The sequence below is a fragment of the uncultured Winogradskyella sp. genome, assembly GCF_963975125.1.
Classification (GTDB): Bacteria; Bacteroidota; Bacteroidia; order Flavobacteriales; family Flavobacteriaceae; genus Winogradskyella.
The window spans coordinates 1-20,198 of sequence record NZ_CAXBGB010000040.1; the positions used below are offsets into that span (position 1 = coordinate 1).

The window sequence follows — 20,198 nt, forward strand, 5'->3', positions numbered from 1 at the left end:
TTTTCAAAAAAAGTTTTGTGAATAATACCACCAATAATAGCACCTCCAATTGGAGCTACCCAAAATAACCAAACTTGAGATAAATAAGCACCATCAGCGAATAGAGCCTGACTCAAAGATCTTGCAGGATTCACAGAAGTATTTGTAATAGGAATACTTATTAAGTGAATTAAAGTTAACGCTAAACCAATAGCAATAGGTGCAAATCCTTTTGGAGCCCTCACATTTGTGCTTCCTAAAATAATAATTAAGAAAAATGCAGTTAAAATGACCTCAGCTACTAATGCAGACATCATACTGTACCCACCTGGAGATAGAGCATCATAACCATTAGCAGCAAAACCACCTACCGTTTCAAATCCAGATTTACCAGAAACAATAAGATAAAGTGCTGCAGCTGCAGCAATAGCACCAATAACTTGAACTAAAACATAGCCTATTAAATCTTTGGCTTCAAATTTTCCGCCAGCCCAAAGTCCAATAGACACTGCAGGATTAAAATGCCCACCAGAGATATGGCCAACAGCATAAGCCATAGTTAATACTGTGAGACCAAAAGCTAACGCTACTCCCACAAATCCAATTCCTAATTCTGGAAATCCGGCAGCGAATATTGCACTTCCACAACCTCCAAACACAAGCCAAAATGTTCCGAAAAACTCAGCAAATAATTTTTTCATAATTGATAAATTAGTTAGTAATAAATGTTTATTAGATATACGACACAACAATAGTGTGTTAAGTCACATTGAAGAAGGGGGAGAAAATATAGGTAAAAGCATTATCTTTGTGCTAAATTTAATCATTAAAATGAAACATCCGTTCTTAAACGCTTAAATACGAGAATGAGTGAATACTATGGATGTTACATCTGACAATTAAAAAGCAATAGATATTAACAGATGAAATTACTATTAATTACCCTAACATTATTGGCTCTAGGTGTAGCAGGAATTGCTATAAAAATTTGGGCGAAAAAAGACGGTAAATTTGCTGGTACATGTGCTAGCCAAAACCCAATGCTTAATAAAGAAGGTGAAGCTTGTGGTTTTTGTGGAAAAACGCCAGATGAATATAAGGATTGTAACGAACCTGAACATTCATAAGTCTTAATGACGCTTTCCTCTATACTATTTTATGCATTTATTGTAGTTGTTAGTATTCAAGTTACTTATTATCTCAGTTTTCTATTTTCTTTTGCTCTAAAACGTGACAAGACACGATTAAAAAAGAACATTCCAATTTCAGTTATTATTTGTGCTAAAAATGAGGTTGGAAATTTAAAGAAAAATCTACCTTTAGTATTAGAGCAAGACTACCCGACTTTTGAAGTTGTTTTAGTTAACGACAGTTCTTCTGATGAAACATTAGATATTATGAAGGACTTTGCTAAAAAGTATAAAAACATAAAACTTGTAGATGTAAAAACTATTGAAACGTTTTGGGGAAATAAAAAATATGCATTAACATTAGGTATAAAAGCTTCAAAACATAACTTTTTAGTATTTACAGATGCTGATTGCGCACCAAACTCAAACAAATGGCTAGCTCAGATAAGTAGTAATTTTTCAAATGAAAAATCTATCGTTCTTGGTTATGGTGCTTATGCAAAAAAAGAATTTTCATTTTTGAACAAACTCATTCGTTTTGAAACTGTGATGTCTGCGCTACAGTATTTTTCTTATGCTAATTTAGGATTACCATATATGGGAGTCGGGAGAAACATGGCCTATCGGAAAGAGTTGTTTTTTAACAATTCTGGCTTTAATAGTCATATGAATTTAAAATCTGGTGATGATGATTTGTTTATAAATGAAGTAGCAAACAACAAAAATACTTCAACCTGTTATACCAAAGATAGCCATACGATCTCTGAACCTAAAACGTCTTTCAAAGATTGGATTGTGCAAAAGCGAAGACATATCAGTACCGCAAAATTTTATAAACCCTTGCATAAATTCTTATTAATCCTATTTTATAGTTCTCAACTATTATTTTGGATTATCGGAGTTCTATTAATTACAAAAGGATCTTCTTGGGAGTGGATAACAGCAATGATCGCTCTACGGTTTATCATTCAATTACTATGTTTAGGATTTACGGCAAAAAAACTCAATGAAGTTGACCTTATATTCTTAGTGCCAATTCTCGAATTCTTTTTAATTCTTACACAATTAAGTATCTTTATTGCTAATATTTTATCTAAACCCAAGCATTGGAAGTAAAAGACGCTATTACTAGAGCAAAAAAGAATGATCAAATTGCGTTCAATTTTTTACTAGATACCTTTTGGAATGATGTTTATGGGTTTCAGTTAAAACGAACGCAAAACGAAAATGACGCTGAGGATATCACCATTCAAACTTTTTCTAAAGCTTTTGATAAGATTAGAACTTATAAAGAAGATTATAAGTTTAAGACTTGGCTTATCACCATTTCTAAAAATATACATATTGATCTTGTAAGAAAACAAAAGAAATCTATCAGAAACACTTCTAAAGACAACGAATACCATTATTATGATATTGTTGACGATTCACCAACTCCTGAAGATAAGATTATTACTGAACAAAATTTAGCAAAGCTTCTACGAGATATAAAAAAGCTAAAACCACATTATCAAGAAGTTATTAATTTGAGATATTTTCAAGAATTGAGTTATAAAGAAATATCGGAAGAATTGAACGAGCCTATTAATAATGTTAAAGTAAAATTACTTAGAGCTAAAAAACTATTGGCCGCCATTATTACCAAAAAATAATGTTTTCAACACTCAAAAAACTAGGACCAGGATTACTATTTGCAGGTGCCGCAATTGGAGTATCGCATTTGGTGCAATCCACTAGAGCAGGTGCAGATTTTGGTCTCGGTTTATTATGGGCATTATTACTAGTTAATCTATTCAAGTATCCCTTCTTTCAATTTGGACCAAGATACGCATCCGCAACTGGCGAAAGCCTATTAGAAGGCTATCGTAAACTAGGCAAAGGAGTCCTTATCGCCTATTTCATTTTAAGCTTAGGCACCATGTTCACCATTCAAACAGCAGTAACTATTGTTAGTGCTGGTTTGGCAAATTCTCTTTTTGGTGATATAAGTTTTTTAAATTTAGGATATCCAAGTATTACAAGTGTAGAAATCTGGACGGTTATTATATTATTCATTTGTCTTTTAATTCTATTCCTAGGCAAATACCGGACCTTAGATAAACTCATTAAGTTTATCATTGTAACACTTACATTAAGTACTCTAGTTGCTGTTTATTTTGCTTTTACAGAATTTAACCAACCGATGTTATTAACTCAAGTACTGCCAGAAAACACTACGGAAATAGCCTTTTTAATTGCTTTTATGGGTTGGATGCCAGCTCCATTAGATATATCGGTATGGCACTCTATATGGGCAATAGAAAAAAAGAAAAACGATGGTACATTTGCACCAAAAGCTGCACTACTCGATTTTAATATTGGTTATATAAGCGCCATCATTTTGGGTATCACTTTTGTGTGCTTAGGCTATTTTGTAATGTATGATACAGGTGAAACATTTAGTAACAAAGCAGCTGTTTTTTCTAATCAGCTCATAGATTTATATACAAAAAATTTAGGGGATTGGACCTATATTATTATTGGTGTTGCCGCTTTTACAACTATGTTTAGCACTACTATAACCACATTAGATGCCTCACCTAGAGCGATGTCCAAGAGTTTAGAATTGCTCACAGAAACAACATTCCGAAGAGGATATTTATTTTGGATTTTAATATTAACTTTGGGCACCATAATTATCTTTTTTGTTTTCGCCTCAGAAATGGGAAAACTTATTAAGATTGCAACAATACTTTCTTTTATAACTGCACCTTTTTATGCCATCATTAATTACAAATTAATTTCTAGCAACCACACACCAAAAGAGTGGAGACCAAGCTTAAGACTTCATGTTTTATCGTGGTTAGGCATCCTCTTTTTAATTGGTTTTAGCGTCTGGTATCTTACCTTTCTATAATCTATTTTAATTATTTACTTCGTATCTTTGTTGCCTGAAATTGAAAATGCATGGAAACCAAAGTTGCTTCAGATATTTTACCAGAACGCAAACCAAGATGGCTTAAGGTTAAACTACCTACTGGAAAGAAATATACCGAATTAAGAAGTTTAGTTGATAAGTACAAACTTAATACCATTTGTACATCTGGAAGTTGCCCAAATATGGGTGAGTGTTGGGGAGAAGGCACAGCTACTTTTATGATTTTAGGAAATGTCTGCACACGTTCTTGCGGCTTTTGTGGTGTTAAAACTGGGCGACCAGAAACTGTAGATTGGGATGAACCAGAAAAAGTAGCACGTTCTATAAAGCTAATGCAAATTAAACACGCTGTTTTAACAAGTGTTGACAGAGACGATTTAAAAGACATGGGAAGCATTATGTGGTCCGAAACTGTAAAAGCAGTAAAACGTATGAATCCTGAAACAACACTTGAAACACTTATACCAGATTTTCAAGGTATAGAGAAACATATTGATCGCATAATAGATGTGGCACCAGAAGTAGTATCTCATAATATTGAAACCGTAAGAAGACTTACACGTGACGTGAGAATACAAGCGAAATACGACCGTAGTATGGGTGTTTTAAAATATTTAAAACAACAAGGACAACGCAGAACTAAATCTGGGATTATGTTAGGTTTAGGTGAAAAACGTGAAGAAGTTATCGAAACATTGCACGATTTACGAAATAATGATGTTGACGTGGTAACTATTGGTCAGTATCTTCAACCAAGTAAAAAACATTTACCAGTGAAACAGTTTGTTAATCCAGATCAGTTTGATGAATACAAATCTATAGGTATAAGTTTAGGATTCAGACATGTAGAAAGTAGTGCTTTAGTGAGATCGTCTTACAAGGCTCAAAAACACATTAACTAATGATTACTATTGCCATAAACGGTTTTGGCAGAATTGGTCGTCGTGTCTTTAGATTGGCACTGCAACATCCTCAAATACAAGTTGTAGCCATTAATGATTTAGCAGACACTAAAACATTAAGCCATCTATTAAAATACGATAGTATTCATGGTGTTTTAAATGAAGTGATCTCTTTTGATAAAAATCATATCATTGTTAATGATCGTTTAATCCCTTTATACAATAAATCACATCCTAAAGATATTGATTGGTCATCAATTCAGCCAGATTTTGTAATAGAATCTACAGGGAAATTTAATACCAAAGCCGAACTTCAACATCATATAAATAATGGAGCAAAGCAAGTCATTTTATCAGTTCCATCGCTAGAAGATGATATTAAAACGATTGTTCTCGGTGTTAATGATTACATTTTAGATGGATCAGAATCTGTATTATCTAACGCATCATGCACAACAAACAATGCGGCACCAATGATTGCTTTAATAAAAGAGCATTTTGGTATTAGACAAGCATATATCACAACGATTCACTCTTATACAACCGATCAAAGTTTACACGACCAACCTCACCGAGATTTGAGACGTGCCAGAGCAGCTGGTCAATCTATTGTGCCAACAACAACTGGAGCAGCTAAAGCCTTGACAAAGATTTTTCCAGATTTATCTAATGTTATTGGCGGTTGTGGTATTAGAGTTCCAGTAGCTAACGGCTCTTTAACTGATATTACTATTAATGTTGAAAAATCAACATCGATAGAAGAGGTGAATGCCATTTTTAAAAACGCAGCTGCCACAAACTTAAAAGGTATTATAGAATATACCGAAGACCCAATTGTATCTATTGATATTGTTGGTAATACGCACTCTTGTATCTTTGATGCACTAATGACATCTGTTATTGGTGATATGGTAAAAATTGTGGGTTGGTACGATAATGAGACTGGTTACAGCTCAAGAATTTTAGATTTAATTTGCAATTTGTCGGATAAAAAAGCACTTTTGTCGAATAAATAATTATATTTGTTTAAATTAAAGTGAGCTGAAATGTCCCGAATCAAATATTACATATTTGTTTTTTTAGCATGTTTTTGTAGTCTGATTTTCGCACAACAAGATAGTGTAGAAGATACAGACATGCTCTCGTTAAGACTTCAAGAACATATCGATCAAGCTAAATTAGATAGTGATCGCGGTGTTTATTACAATGCATTAGACAACTTAGAAAAAGCATTAGGCATTGCAGAAAAAATTGACGATAAATCTAGCCAAGGTAAAGTTTATACAAAAATCGCAAAAGTTCAATTTCTCGTCAATGAGCAAGATCAGGCCAATATTTCTCTAGCAAAAGCTACAAAGCTACAACGTGAAAATAATGACTTTGCCAACTTAGCAATTACTTATAATATTAAAGGAGTTATTCAAAGTACCAAGGAGGAATATGAAAGTGCTTTAGAGTACTTTAACTCAGCTAAAACTTTATTTGAACAAGAGAGTTTAGAAGAATATATTTCTGAAGTTACTTTAAATGAAGCTAAAGCCTTGATTGCACTAAACCGTTATGAAGAAGCTAAAGCAAAACTAGAAAAAACAATTATCCTTGCTAAAAAGTATGAACAAAAACGTCGTCTGAGCAGTGCCTTAATACAAAAAGGAAAAGTCTCTAGCGCGTTAAACAACAGTAAGTTAGCTTTATATCAAACAGAAGAAGGTCTCTCGATAGCACAGGCTAATAACATTTCAGAAAATATTAACGACGCCTATTTAACCTTAAGCGATATCTATAAAAAACAAGGTGATTATAAAAATTCTTTTAATTATATCACAAAACATATACAGATATCAGATTCCATACTAAACGTAAGGCGCGAAAACTTAGCACTAGGTATTACGGGTCAATCCATAAATCAATACAAGGATGCAAAAAATGCTCAATTAAAGGCAACATTAGATGAAGTAAGTGCTGAAAGTAATTTCACAAGAATTACAACCATATTAAGTATTGCATTAATCACCATCTTATCACTCTTAACCTTGTCATTATATAAAAACAATAATATAAGGTTGAAAACTAACAATATGCTTCATAAAAAAAATGATGAACTTATTGTTGCAAAAGAGAAAGCAGATTTAGCGTCTAAAACTAAGGCCAATTTCTTGTCAACCGTAACACATGAGTTACGAACGCCCCTTTATGCAGTAACCGGACTTACTAATATGTTATTAGACGAAGAACCTAAAGAGCATCAAATACCGCATTTAAAATCATTAAAATTTTCAGGAGATTATCTATTAACTTTTATTAATGATATTCTTCAAATTAATAAAATTGAAGCTAACAAAGTTGAATTAGACCCAGAACAATTCAACCTAAAAAATAAACTCGAAAATGTAATCTCTGCACTTAGCAACTCAGCTAAGGTTAACGGTACCCAAATACATTTTGATTATGAAGACAGTTTACCAGAATCATATTTTGGTGATCAATTGAAGATTTCCCAAATCTTAATTAACCTACTTGGAAATGCTATTAAATTCACAAAAGATGGCGACATCTGGGTGAGAGCGTACAAAATCAATCAAAAAAACAAAAAGTACACCCTTCGCTTTGAAATTGAAGATAATGGTATTGGTATTACAAAAGAAAAACAAGACCACATGTTTGAGAGTTTCTCTCAAGGCTCTGTACAAATTAACAGAAAATATGGTGGCACTGGTCTTGGTTTATCTATTGTAAAAGGACTTATTCAAATTCTTAAAGGTAAAATTTACTTAAAGAGTGAGCTTGGTAAAGGCACAACATTCTTTTTTGAAATTCCTTTAGAATATGCTGAAAAAGTAGAAAAACCTAAAGTAGAAAAAATTAAAAAATCTAGTAAGATGGACGATTTGGATTTAAGTGAAATTAAAATTTTAATTGTAGAAGACAACAAAATTAATCAAATGATTACCAAAAAGATTCTCAATAAAATGGATCTTTATTGCGATGTTGTTGACAATGGTGAAGCCGCTGTAGAACAAGTTAAAAATATTGAGTACAATGTTGTGTTAATGGATATACACATGCCAGGCATTAGCGGATTGGAGGCGACAAAAATCATAAGAACTTTTGATAAAGAGTTAACCATTTTTGCACTTACTGCTGTAACTTTAGAAGATAAAATGCATGAGTTTGGTGATGCAGGATTTGATGACATCATTTCAAAACCTTTCAAACAAGAAGATTTTGAAGAGAAATTATATACAGCACTTTCAGGTGAAAAAATTGTCTCTAGCTTTTTTAGCTAATAAATGACGTTATTGCAGTATTAAAAATTTCTGCTTTATCTATTTTAATTTGTATTGGTAAATAATACAAGTTATCTTTTAAACTTTCATTATTTGACAAACGTACATAGTCTTTTTCTGTTGTAATTATTAAAGATTTATCAGCAAAATCTTCTATGTCTGAAGCTTTAAAATTATAGTGATCACCATATTCTAAATGATCAAACTTCAATCCTTTATTAGCTAAAAAATCAACCAAAGGTTTCGCATTGGCAATACCTGTAACCAAAGTAAATTTTTGAAGTGTGGCTAATTTCAAAGATTTAAAACTTGATATTACAGTATCTGCATAATCAATATAACTAAAGAATAGCTTTTGATGATTTTGCAATTTTATCTTCGAAATTATCATATTTTTCTCATCTTCAGAAATATCCTTTCTACATTTAGTAACTACAATTATATCTGCTCTTTTAGCACCAGAACTCGGTTCTCTTAAATTTCCTGTTGGCAAAACAATATCTTTATAATAGAGATTATTATATGCTGTTAGAAGAATATTAAACCCAGCTTTAACTTTTCTATGTTGATAGGCATCATCTAGTAAAATAACATCGGGTTGCTGTTTTAATTTTCTAAGTTGTGTTATTCCGCTTTGTCTATTGCCATCTACAGCAACTATTATATCATTAAACTTACTATAGAATTGAAAAGGCTCGTCACCAATGCTATTTACATTTGTATTTTCGTCAGCCAAAACAAAACCTTCAGTCTTTCGTTTATAACCTCTACTTAATGTCGCTATTGAATTATCATCTTTCAATAATCGAATTAAATATTCAATCATGGGAGTTTTTCCTGTGCCACCAGTACTGAGATTTCCAACACAAACCACAGGAAAATCATATGATTTTGAATACTTAATACCAAGATCGTAAAGTTTATTACGCAACCATGTCACGATATAATAAATAGGAACAATTGGAAATAATATAATTCTAATGAATTTCATGAATTTTTATTCACTGTTTTTTGGTCACATGGAACATCAAAATAACAATATTGATCCAAATGCAAATTTAAAGCTTGATGTTTCATTGGTACTAAAATATGTTATTTTTGATACAAATTCACACTTTATGATTGTTCAAGATGTTATTAATCAGTTACACAACTTAGCTCCTTTAGCTTATGCCGAAGATTTCGATAATGTTGGGCTATTAATTGGAGACAAAAATCAACCTGTTTCTGGCATTTTGGTCACTTTAGATACACTTGAGGCTGTTGTTGATGAGGCAATTGGCAATAATTGCAATCTCATTGTTAGCTTTCATCCCATTATATTTAAAGAACTAAAAAAATTAACTGGCAAAACATATGTAGAACGTGTAGTTATAAAAGCCATACAACATAATATTGCTATTTTTTCAATTCATACTGCTTTAGACAATGCTGTTGAAGGTGTTAATTCTATTATTTGTGACCAATTAGGTCTAAAAAATAAAAAGATATTAATCCCTCAATCTGGTACCATTAAAAAACTACAAACCTACATTCCTAAAGCAAATGCTGAAGCACTTAGAAATGCATTGTTCAAAGCTGGTGCTGGGAGTATTGGTAATTATGAATCTTGCAGTTTTAATGTTGATGGTAAAGGTACCTATATGGGAAATGAAGATTCTAACCCCATAATTGGTCAAAAAGGTGAATTACATACAGAAAATGAAACCGCAATTTCTGTCACTTTCAAAAAACATTTAGAGACTAAAGTATTAAAAACGTTGTTTGAAACTCATCCATACGAAGAAGTTGCCTATGAAGTTTCGACCTTAGAAAACACCAATCAACATATTGGTATAGGTATGATTGGTGAACTAGAAGAACCTATGAATGTTACGGACTGTCTTAAATTCATTAAAAGAAGAATGAATACTGAATGTATTAGACATTCTAAACTAACAAATAAATCTATAAAACGTATTGCGGTTTTAGGTGGCTCTGGTAGTTTTGCAATAAACGCTGCAAAAGCCTCAGGTGCAGACATTTTGGTTACAGCAGATCTAAAATATCATGATTTTTTCAGTGCTGAAAATGAGATTATTTTAGCTGATATAGGACATTATGAAAGTGAGCAGTTCACAAAAACGTTTTTAGTGGACTATCTCTCGAAAAAAATTACTAATTTTGCAATCATTTTATCAAAGACAAATACAAATCCGGTAAAGTATTTATAATTATGGCAAAAAAAGCTGAAGCTTCTGTTGAAGAGCGATTAAGAGCACTATTTGATTTACAATTAATTGACTCTAGAGTAGACGAAATAAGAAATGTCAGAGGAGAACTTCCACTAGAAGTTGGAGATTTAGAAGATGAAGTTGAGGGTCTTAGCACAAGAATGGAAAAGCTAAATGATAACCTTTCTATTATTGATGATGAGATTAAAGGAAAGAAAAACTTAATCGAAGAAGCGAAATCTTTAATAAAAAAATACAGTGAGCAACAAAAAAATGTTAGAAATAACAGAGAATACAACTCATTGACTAAAGAAATTGAATTTCAGGAATTAGAAATTCAACTCGCTGAAAAACATATCAAAGAATTTAAAGTTCAGATCGATCAGAAAAAAGTAGTTATTTCTGAAACTAAAGATCGCTTAAAAGACCGTAATGCACACCTTAAGCATAAAAAAGGTGAGTTAAACGAAATCTTAAAAGAAACTGAAAAAGAAGAAGACGCACTTAACAGTAAATCTGAAGAATTTCAAAAGAAAATTGACGATCGTTTAGTAAATGCGTACCACAGAATTAGAAACAATGTTAAAAATGGTTTAGCTGTTGTTGCTATTGAACGTGGTGCTTCTGGTGGTTCTTTCTTTACAATTCCTCCACAAGTACAAGTAGAAATTGCATCTCGTAAAAAAGTAATTACTGATGAGCACAGTGGACGTATCTTAGTTGATGCAGAATTAGCTGAAGAAGAAAAAGTGAAAATGAAAAAATTATTTGCTAAACTTAGTAAATAATAACTACTATATATAATTAGAAAGCCTTTGCAATTGCAGAGGCTTTTTTTATTTAAAAAATTTAAAACAATTCGCTATTAAGGATTTGTAATTTTACACGACTATTAAAAAAGGAAATAATATCGGGTTTAAATTTGATGAGATCCTGAATTAACTTGAAGATAAAATGAAAAAAATATTTTACGTTTTAAGTATCACCCTATTATTTAGCTGTTATAATTCAGCTCAGGTAAGCGAAAAACAACAAGCCGTTATCGATGCCAAACCGGTTGTAGTGGCATTACAAACTGGCAAAGCAAGAGCCTATTTTGCGAGTGGTTGCTTTTGGTGTGTTGAAGCAATATACGAAAGTGTAAAAGGTGTTGAAGAAGTTATAAATGGTTATTCTGGTGGATATACTAATAACCCAACTTATGACGCGAGTAACACAGGGAGAACAGGACATGCTGAAGCCGTAGAGGTTATTTACGACCCTGAAATTGTGAGTTTTGCTACATTAGTAGATGTATATTTTGGTTCTCAAAACACAACACAAGTTAATGGTCAAGGGCCAGATAGAGGTTCACAATACCGCTCAATTATTTTTTACCAAGATGATGTACAAAAGAAAATTATAGAAGAAAAAAAAGCGGCTTTAGCCAAAGAATTAGATGCAACAATTGCAGCTGAAATTTACCCATTTCAAAAATTTTGGAAAGGTGAAGATTACCATCAAAATTACGAACGTCTGCATCCTAACCAAGGTTATATAAGAAATGTGTCTGTTCCAAGACTGAATCTATTTAAATCTAAGTTTCCTGAGTTATTAAAGGAGAATCACAAACATTAAACAAATTTTGCTGTCATGTTGAGCACAGTCGAAACCTATAATAGGTTATTAAAGAATAGAATAAACTTAGACTTCGCTCAGTTAGACAGCATATTTAACTTACAGAACTATATTTTCGTCGCCTTTAACTCAAAAATCATAGGAAAAAGTTGATCTTTCATCTTATACATTCCATTATCTAATTTTATTAAATCTGGAAACACATCATACGGACTTTCGTCATACTCATTAAGATACTCAATTTGTAAACCAGCTTCTATAAGTGAATTTACGACTTCGCTTAACCCATGATTCCAGCCATATTCCTTACTTACCATTTTTGAAGCTTGATTAGCATAAGTCCCTTCATATTCTTCATAAATTACTTCCTTTCTGCTATAATGATATTTCATTTTAACTTCATCATCAATGTAATCGAACATCCAAAGTATGGGATGAAACTCTACAATATAAAATGTGCCACCAACCTTTAATCGTTCCGCAATCATTTTTGCCCAAGGCTTTAAATCTGGCAACCAACCAATCACACCATAACTCGTAAAGACAATATCAAAGGTGTCCTTAATATGCTCTGTGGTATCCAAAACATTACAACACACAAAATCAGCATCAAGCTTTAATTCATCATTAAGCTGCTTGGCCAGTTTCACACCTTCATCACTCAAATCTACTCCAACTACTTTCGCTCCCATCCGACTCCAACTCAATGTATCTTGTCCGAAATGACATTGTAAGTGCAATAATGACTTCCCTTTGACATCACCTAATGCTTTCAACTCATAAGGCATTAATGAGGTCTCACCAGATTTAAAAGCATCCATTTTATACATTACACTTTGTGCATGTATGCCAACTTTCTGGTTCCAAGTGTCTTTATTTACCTCAAAATAATTAGTGTTCTCTTCCATCCTTGGTTAATTTTGCTTCTAAATTAGAATTTCTTTTTGATATGAAGTCATTATACATTGGTTTGATTTGTCTATTACTGGTTTTTGCATGTAAAACTGATAAGTCAGAAACACTAGTGACAGAAGAAACTAAAGAATTAACCATATCCAAAAAAATCGCAAATGCACATGGCTTCGAAAACTGGAAAAACGTATCTGAAGTAAAATTCACATTTAAAGTAGATAGAGACACCATAAAAGGAAAAGGAAGATCTTGGGTATGGAAGCCAAAAGAAGATAGCGTAAAAATGATGGCTGGTAAAACAACTGTTGAATATGTTAGAAGTAAAATGGATAGCTCTCACGTAGGAGCAGACAGAGGATTTATTAATGACAAATTTTGGCTTTTAATACCTTTTCAATTGGTTTGGGATAAAGACATTATGATATCAGATATTTTATGCGCTGAAACACCTATTAGCAAAGAGGTGCATTATAAAATAACAATAACATATCCAGATGAAGGTGGTTATACACCTGGAGATGCTTATGATATTTATTACGATAAGAATTATTTAATAAGAGAATGGGTATTTAGAAAAGGAAATTCTGAAGAACCCTCACTTACGACTACATTCGAAAACTATAAAAATTACAACGGAATTAAAATTGCAACTGATCACAAACAAGAAGGTGGCAATTGGAATTTAAATTTCGAAGATGTAAGTATTGCTTTGGAAGAATAGAATTATGGCATTACTTTTGTAACCTATAATGTAAGTTTCACGTATAGAGTTTCGACTTAAAACGTATAGCTTACATTTTCCGCCTTTTGGCGCCTATATATATCAAAGCACTTTATCTTTCGAGTTAAAGTGCTTTACTTTTATCCTCTAAAATCTTCTTTTACATGTGCACCATCACAGAATGGCTTGTTTTGTGAAGCACCACAACGACAAAAAGCAGTTGTTTTATTTTTTGTTTCTTCACTACCATCTTTATGTGTCACTTTTAAAGTGCCATAAACTAACAATGGGCCATTTTCTAAAACTTCAACTTTAGTCTCTAAAGATTCGGATGTTTTATCATCTTCATTATTCATGTAAAAACTTAACGCACCAGAAGGACATTTTTTAATTGTACTTACTAAGTCTTTAGTAGATGCTGCATCAATCTTAATCCAAGGCTTATCATTTGGTAGAAACACATTTGGCAAATTCTTCACACAAATTGCTGAATGAATACATTTTTCAGCTTCCCAAACCACAGTAACCTCATTATTAGTATACTCTTTTATCTTTCCCATACCTTAATTCTTTCTTTAAAGATAACTAAATTTCTTGTTGAATAAAACATCTTTAATCCTTCGCTTTAAATCCTTATTTTTGTTAATACCAGATGAATATCAAAATTATTGATGGTAAATTTGAATTATATTTTCTTTAGATTTTGAAAGAAAATATAAGCATAGCATTAGTTACGGTTCTATTTTATATTGAAATATAAAGGAAATAGAAACGAATTTAACCCATCATTTTGTTGTTTATTTGGTATAATAACCAAAAAACTAATTCACTTTGTCCAACTATAAACCTGGTCTTGATTACGCAAAACAACAAGACACTTTAGACGAATTATCAAGCTACAGACAACAGTTTCATATTCCAAAAGACAAAAACGGAAATGATCTGATATACCTCTGTGGTAACTCACTTGGCTTACAACCAAAATCAACTAAAGCATATATAAATCAGGAATTAGAGGATTGGGCTAATCTAGGAGTAGAAGGTCATACTGATGCAAAGAATCCTTGGTTGCCTTATCACGAATTTTTAACAGATGCTAGTGCAAAACTAGTTGGTGCAAAACCAATTGAAGTCGTCACCATGAATTCCTTAACTGCGAATCTTCATTTTATGATGGCTTCATTCTATAAACCTACAAAAGAGCGTTATAAAATAGTTATTGAAAGTGATGCTTTTCCATCAGATAAATATGCAGTAGAATCACAATTACGCCATCATGGCTATGACGACAAAGAAGGTCTTATTCTTTGGACACCAAAAGACGGTGAAGAACTATTGCGTTACGAAGACTTAGAAACCATATTAGAAGCTCATGGTAATGAAATTGCTTTAGTGATGATTGGTGGAGTTAATTATTACACTGGGCAGTTCTTCGATTTTAAACGTATTACAAAACTAGGTCACAAACATGGTTGCATGGTTGGTTTTGATTGTGCACATGGAGCAGGAAATGTAGATTTAGATCTACACAACTCTGGTGCTGATTTTGCGGTTTGGTGTACCTATAAATATTTAAATTCAGGACCAGGAAGCCTATCTGGTTGTTTTGTGCACGAACGACATGCTTACGATAAAACATTAAACCGATTTACAGGTTGGTGGAGTCATAACAAAGACACACGTTTTAATATGCGACATGAGTTTGATGTATTACCAGGAGCTGAAGGTTGGCAATTGAGTAATCCACCGATTTTATCTATGGCTGCAATTAAAGCGTCTTTAGATATGTTTAATGAGGTTGGTTTAGACAAACTTCTAAAAAAATCGAAAGCATTAACTGGCTATTTCGAATTCTTATTAAAGCAACTTGGTGAAGGTACCATTAGAATAATTACACCAGAAAATCCAGAGGAACGTGGTTGCCAATTATCCATACAAGTATTAAACGCAAACAAAACATTACATACTAAATTAACCGAAGCAGGAGTTATAAGTGACTGGAGAGAGCCAGATGTTATTAGATGTGCACCTGTACCATTATATAATTCTTTTACAGATCTATATCTTATGGTTGAAAAAATGAAAGAAATATTAAAAACCCCTTCCTAACCTTTCCAAGGGAAGGAACTGTTATGGATTTAATAACAAAAATAGAATACTGACTAGATTGAGAACAAAATAATTAAATTATCAAGTCCTGAATCAATTCAGAGAATTGAACATCAAAATTCAGAAATAAAGAGCGAAGGAATGTAGATGCGAAGCAAAGCTTCAAGCACGGAATTCCGAAAGCGAATGATGCTTTAGCAATTTCCTAATTTTGATCGTGATTTTTTGGTTCGTTTTGTATCAAGACAAAATGAACATAATAAATTAAAATATGAGATCCTGAAACAAGTTCAGAATGACAAAAAATAAAATGAGTAACAAACAACAAAACATATTAATCATTGGAGCAGGACTCTGTGGAAGTTTATTAGCCTTAAGACTAGGACAACGAGGATACAACGTTACCGTTTACGAAATGCGTCCAGATTTACGTAAAACAGACATATCTGCAGGTCGATCAATTAACTTAGCATTTTCAGATCGTGGTAATAAAGCGATGAAATTGGTTGGTGTTGAAGACAAAGTAAAAGACTTATGCATACCAATGAATGGTCGTATGCTACATGATAAAGAAGGCAATACCTTTTTATCTAATTACAGCGGTCGTGAGCATGAGTACATTAACTCTATCTCAAGAGGTGAACTTAATGGATTACTATTAACTGAAGCCGAAAAGTACGAGAATGTCAGCATTCATTTTAATAAAAAATGTAAGTCAGTTGATTTTGAAAAGACCACTGCATTATTTAAAGATTATCATACCAAAGAAGAATTTATAGAAGATGCCGATTGTATTATTGCAACTGATGGAGCAGGTTCAGCATTACGAAGAAGTTATTATTTAGAGCGTAAATTCTTATTTAGTTTCTCACAAGATTATTTAACTCATGGCTACAAAGAACTCTCTATTCTTCCTACGGAAACTGGAGATTATAAAACTTATAAAAACGCACTACACATTTGGCCAAGAGGAGACTTTATGGTTATTGCATTACCGAATTTAGATGGTAGTTTTACAGTCACTTTATTTTTGAGTTATACTGAAGGCGAATACAATTTTAATAACCTAACCACACCAGAAATCGTAACAGAATTCTTTCAGAAAGAATTCCCTGATGCTTTAGAATTGATGCCAAATTTAGTTGAAGACTTTTTTGAAAATACAACAGCACCTTTAGGAACCGTAAAATGTTCACCATGGCATTATAAAGGAAACACACTATTGATGGGTGATTCGGCTCACGCAATTGTTCCATTTTATGGTCAAGGCATGAATGCTTCTTTTGAAGATGTGGTAGAATTTGATGCTGTATTAGACCAACACGAAGGAGATTGGGAAACCATTTTTACGGCTTACGAAAAAACACGAAAGAAGGATACAGATGCTATCGCTGATTTAGCCATTGATAATTTTCACGAAATGAAGGATCATGTTGGTCAGGCTATTTTTCAAGAAAAGCGAAAAATTGAAATGGCATTAGAAAAAGAATTTCCAGAAGATTATTCTTCAAAATATAGTCTAGTTACCTTTAATGAAGATATTGGTTATAGAGAAGCGATGTTAAGAGGAAGAGCACAAGATAAAGCCATATTAAATATGTTATCTGACGGAATTATTTCAACTTCAGATGACCTTAAAGACATTTTAGACAAAGTAAAAACTGAAACTGAAGCAATTTTAGAAGACGATAAAATTGCTGGATTACATTAAAATTGAAATGTCATTACGAGGAACGCAGGGACGCTGTAATCTTTTTAATTGAAGTTTCATACAAACAGATTGCCACAGCAAATAAAAATTTGCTTCGCAATGACAGATAATATTAAGTTATGAGTAAAAAAAATAATGAGATTCCTGCTTCCGCAGGAACTGGTGTAACACCAAGAGGAGCCTATCCACACGTTAAACAAGTTGGCGATTTCATTTTCGTCTCTGGTACAAGTTCTCGAAGACCAGATAACACTATTGCAGGAGTTGATATCATTGACGAAATGGGTACCAAACGTCTAAATGCAGAAGTGCAAACACGAGAAGTCTTAAAAAACATAGAAAAGAACTTAGCTAAAGTTGGAGCCACATTAAAAGATGTGGTTGATGTCACATCTTTTTTAGTAAACATGAATGACTTTGCAGGCTACAATAAAGCTTACGGAGAATTCTTTGATAAAGAAACAGGACCAACCAGAACAACAGTCGCTGTACACCAATTACCACATCCAGATTTGGTAGTGGAAATTAAAGTAATGGCTTATAAGACATCTTAATGTGAACATTAAAAACTACATAAACGGCAACTTCCATGATCCAATGCCTAAACTTGGAAATTACTATTGTATAATATTTTTCTTGATTCTGTGTTCTTCGTGTAAAAACTCAGAAAAGGAAATACTGATTAATGAAGTTGAAGAAGAAGTCATTGAAACACCTGTAATTACTAATGAATTTAAAATTGAATTTTTAAATGATATTTTAAAAGACACTTTAATCCTATCTGCCAAATATGTAAATGCTATAATTTTTGAAAAAAAAATTACAAATGATAAAAGAATAGTAAATGCAAAAGGTAAAGTTGAATCTATATCTGACATTCAACTTATCGCAATTACACTAAGCGAAAAAGACACTTCTTTTGTGTATAATCAAACATTAAACAAAGAATTTAATATTGAAAAACTCAAACCTTTAGGATATAATGTAATAGACTGGAAAAACATAAGAGAAGATATATATGTTGGAGATAGTCTTGTTGAAGAACGTGTATTTGTATCAACCGATTCATTAGAAAATATTTATCACTATTTAGAAAAAAATAGTAGTATCTCTATAAGCAAACCTATCTTTAATAAATCACTAAACAAAGCATATATAGAAGTAGATTTTTCATATTATTATGGATATAACTATCTATTTGAGAGAACAAATAATACGTGGAAATTTATAGATTATGCAGGGCAATGGATAAGATGAACATAAAAAACTACATAAACGGCAACTTCCATAATCCAATCAACAATGACTGGATAGACAACTATAATCCATCAAATGGAAATGTTTACGGAAAAATACCTGACTCTTCTAAAGAAGATGTTGAAAACGCATACATCGCAGCAAAATCTGCTTTTCCGAGTTGGTCGCAAACCACTTTAGAAGAACGGAGTCGTATTCTTATTAAAATTTCAGAATTACTAGAGGCCAACTTGCAACGTTTTGCCGAAGCCGAAAGCAAAGACAACGGGAAACCTGTGTCTTTAGCAAAAGCAATTGATATACCAAGAGCAGCAAGTAATTTTAGATTCTTTGGTAATGCCATTACACAGTTTGCTAGTGAAAGTCACGAAAGTATAGGACAACAAGCAATCAACTACACATTAAGACAACCCATTGGAGTTGTAGGGTGTATTTCACCATGGAACCTTCCTCTCTATCTCTTTACTTGGAAAATCGCACCTGCAATTGCAGCAGGAAACTGCGTCGTTGCTAAACCAAGTGAAGTGACACCAATGACAGCTTATTTGTTAGGAGAGATTTGCAACGAAGCAGGTTTACCAAAAGGAGTATTAAATATTGTTCACGGACGTGGAGGTTCAACAGGACAAGCCATTGTGGAACATCCAGATATTAAAGCCATTTCTTTTACAGGAGGTACAGCAACAGGAGCACACATCGCAAAAGTAGCTGCACCAATGTTTAAAAAACTATCCTTAGAATTAGGTGGTAAAAACCCAAACATCATTTTTGCAGATTGCGATTATGACGATATGCTAGATACAACTGTTCGTTCATCATTTGCTAATCAAGGGCAAATCTGTCTCTGTGGAAGTCGTATTTTTGTAGAAGCTTCTATTTATAATAAATTCAAAACGGACTTTGTAGCAAAAGTAAAAGCATTAAAAGTTGGTCATCCATCAGAAAAAGATACTAATATTGGCGCTTTAGTCTCAAAACCACATTTAGAAAAAGTAAAAGAATACATTAACATCGCTAAAGAAGAAAACGGAACTGTTTTATGTGGTGGCAATGAAGTCATCGTAAAAGGTTTTGAAAACGGTTACTATTTAGAACCAACTGTTATTGAAGTTCCAAACGATGAATGTCGTGTCAATCAAGAAGAAATATTTGGTCCTGTGGTTACTATAATGCCATTTAATAGCGAAGATGAAGTCATTCAAATGGCAAACAAAGTAAAATATGGCTTATCGGCTACGCTTTGGACAAACAACCTTAAACGCACTATGCGTATGAGCAATCAATTACAAGCTGGTATTGTTTGGGTAAATACGTGGATGTTACGTGATTTACGCACACCTTTTGGTGGTGTAAAAGCATCTGGAGTTGGCAGAGAAGGTGGTTTTGAAGCCTTACGCTTTTTTACAGAAGCTAAGAATGTTTGTATAAAGTATTAAAATGTCA

20 protein-coding genes are annotated in these 20,198 nt (G+C 32.6%); 16 read left to right on the forward strand and 4 right to left on the reverse strand.

Annotated elements, in window-relative coordinates:
- Positions 1-680: aquaporin Z (gene aqpZ, locus AAC053_RS07495; RefSeq protein WP_339754830.1), on the reverse strand; the 680-nt coding region annotated here is incomplete at its 3' end.
- Positions 681-902: 222 nt separating this feature from the next.
- On the opposite strand from aqpZ, the gene AAC053_RS07500 reads away from it, so the two are divergent.
- From AAC053_RS07500 to AAC053_RS07530, 7 genes are read left to right on the forward strand one after another with little or no spacing between them, the layout of a single operon-like run.
- The gene (locus AAC053_RS07500; protein ID WP_339754832.1) at positions 903-1,106 is read left to right on the forward strand and encodes a membrane or secreted protein; all 204 of its coding nucleotides are present in this window, start codon (positions 903-905) and stop codon (positions 1,104-1,106) included.
- Positions 1,107-1,112: 6 nt separating this feature from the next.
- A complete protein-coding gene (locus AAC053_RS07505; protein ID WP_339754835.1) occupies positions 1,113-2,225 on the forward strand; it encodes a glycosyltransferase in 1,113 nt (370 codons plus the stop codon).
- Positions 2,216-2,761 (forward strand): sigma-70 family RNA polymerase sigma factor, encoded by a 546-nt coding sequence (locus AAC053_RS07510; RefSeq protein ID WP_339754837.1) that lies wholly within the window; start codon positions 2,216-2,218, stop codon positions 2,759-2,761. Before AAC053_RS07505 ends, AAC053_RS07510 begins: the two co-directional genes overlap by 10 nt.
- Positions 2,761-4,005 (forward strand): Nramp family divalent metal transporter, encoded by a 1,245-nt coding sequence (locus AAC053_RS07515; RefSeq protein ID WP_339754840.1) that lies wholly within the window; start codon positions 2,761-2,763, stop codon positions 4,003-4,005. Before AAC053_RS07510 ends, AAC053_RS07515 begins: the two co-directional genes overlap by 1 nt.
- 50 nt (positions 4,006-4,055) lie before the next feature.
- Entirely contained in the window at positions 4,056-4,928 is an 873-nt protein-coding gene (gene lipA / locus AAC053_RS07520; RefSeq protein ID WP_339754843.1) for a lipoyl synthase, read from the forward strand.
- Positions 4,928-5,944 carry a type I glyceraldehyde-3-phosphate dehydrogenase gene (gene gap / locus AAC053_RS07525; protein ID WP_339754845.1) on the forward strand — a complete coding sequence of 339 codons (1,017 nt, stop codon included), beginning with the start codon at positions 4,928-4,930 and terminating at the stop codon, positions 5,942-5,944. The genes lipA and gap overlap by 1 nt, the downstream gene beginning before the upstream one ends.
- Positions 5,945-5,974: 30 nt before the next feature.
- The gene (locus AAC053_RS07530; protein ID WP_339754846.1) at positions 5,975-8,215 is read left to right on the forward strand and encodes an ATP-binding protein; all 2,241 of its coding nucleotides are present in this window, start codon (positions 5,975-5,977) and stop codon (positions 8,213-8,215) included.
- Here the strand turns inward: AAC053_RS07530 and lpxK are convergent.
- Positions 8,208-9,206 (reverse strand): tetraacyldisaccharide 4'-kinase, encoded by a 999-nt coding sequence (lpxK, locus tag AAC053_RS07535; RefSeq protein WP_339754849.1) that lies wholly within the window; start codon positions 9,204-9,206, stop codon positions 8,208-8,210. The genes AAC053_RS07530 and lpxK overlap by 8 nt on opposite strands.
- Positions 9,207-9,333: 127 nt before the next feature.
- Here lpxK and AAC053_RS07540 point away from each other — a divergent pair, with 127 nt between their 5' ends.
- The 3 genes from AAC053_RS07540 (at position 9,334) to msrA (ending at position 12,045) form a co-directional block, all read left to right on the forward strand.
- Positions 9,334-10,428, forward strand: coding sequence for a Nif3-like dinuclear metal center hexameric protein (locus AAC053_RS07540; protein WP_339754895.1), 1,095 nt, complete (start codon positions 9,334-9,336; stop codon positions 10,426-10,428).
- A gap of 2 nt (positions 10,429-10,430) precedes the next feature.
- Positions 10,431-11,216: a C4-type zinc ribbon domain-containing protein gene (locus AAC053_RS07545; RefSeq protein WP_339754851.1), complete on the forward strand. Its 786-nt coding sequence runs from the start codon at positions 10,431-10,433 to the stop codon at positions 11,214-11,216.
- Between the two features lie 166 nt (positions 11,217-11,382).
- On the forward strand, positions 11,383-12,045 hold the full coding sequence (gene msrA, locus AAC053_RS07550; protein WP_339754853.1) for a peptide-methionine (S)-S-oxide reductase MsrA: 663 nt from the start codon (positions 11,383-11,385) through the stop codon (positions 12,043-12,045).
- A 107-nt stretch (positions 12,046-12,152) separates the two neighbouring features.
- Here the strand turns inward: msrA and AAC053_RS07555 are convergent, their stop codons facing one another.
- Positions 12,153-12,953 carry a methyltransferase domain-containing protein gene (locus AAC053_RS07555; protein ID WP_339754855.1) on the reverse strand — a complete coding sequence of 267 codons (801 nt, stop codon included), beginning with the start codon at positions 12,951-12,953 and terminating at the stop codon, positions 12,153-12,155.
- Between the two features lie 41 nt (positions 12,954-12,994).
- Between AAC053_RS07555 and AAC053_RS07560 the strand changes: the two genes are divergently transcribed.
- Complete coding sequence (locus tag AAC053_RS07560) at positions 12,995-13,678, forward strand: hypothetical protein (protein ID WP_339754858.1); 684 nt, start codon at positions 12,995-12,997, stop codon at positions 13,676-13,678.
- Positions 13,679-13,818: 140 nt separating this feature from the next.
- Here AAC053_RS07560 and AAC053_RS07565 read toward each other — a convergent pair whose 3' ends face one another.
- On the reverse strand, positions 13,819-14,238 hold the full coding sequence (locus AAC053_RS07565; protein ID WP_339754860.1) for a (4Fe-4S)-binding protein: 420 nt from the start codon (positions 14,236-14,238) through the stop codon (positions 13,819-13,821).
- 271 nt (positions 14,239-14,509) lie between these two features.
- Here AAC053_RS07565 and kynU point away from each other — a divergent pair, with 271 nt between their 5' ends.
- The 5 genes from kynU (at position 14,510) to AAC053_RS07590 (ending at position 20,191) form a co-directional block, all read left to right on the forward strand.
- Positions 14,510-15,787 carry a kynureninase gene (gene kynU / locus AAC053_RS07570; RefSeq protein WP_339754861.1) on the forward strand — a complete coding sequence of 426 codons (1,278 nt, stop codon included), beginning with the start codon at positions 14,510-14,512 and terminating at the stop codon, positions 15,785-15,787.
- Between the two features lie 310 nt (positions 15,788-16,097).
- Positions 16,098-17,498 (forward strand): NAD(P)/FAD-dependent oxidoreductase, encoded by a 1,401-nt coding sequence (locus tag AAC053_RS07575; protein ID WP_339754898.1) that lies wholly within the window; start codon positions 16,098-16,100, stop codon positions 17,496-17,498.
- A gap of 119 nt (positions 17,499-17,617) precedes the next feature.
- Positions 17,618-18,052: a RidA family protein gene (locus AAC053_RS07580; RefSeq protein WP_339754862.1), complete on the forward strand. Its 435-nt coding sequence runs from the start codon at positions 17,618-17,620 to the stop codon at positions 18,050-18,052.
- A 1-nt stretch (position 18,053) separates the two neighbouring features.
- Positions 18,054-18,755, forward strand: a complete 702-nt coding sequence (locus AAC053_RS07585; RefSeq protein WP_339754864.1) for a hypothetical protein — start codon at positions 18,054-18,056, stop codon at positions 18,753-18,755.
- Complete coding sequence (locus AAC053_RS07590) at positions 18,752-20,191, forward strand: aldehyde dehydrogenase (RefSeq protein ID WP_339754867.1); 1,440 nt, start codon at positions 18,752-18,754, stop codon at positions 20,189-20,191. The genes AAC053_RS07585 and AAC053_RS07590 overlap by 4 nt, the downstream gene beginning before the upstream one ends.
- Positions 20,192-20,198: the final 7 nt, after the last annotated feature.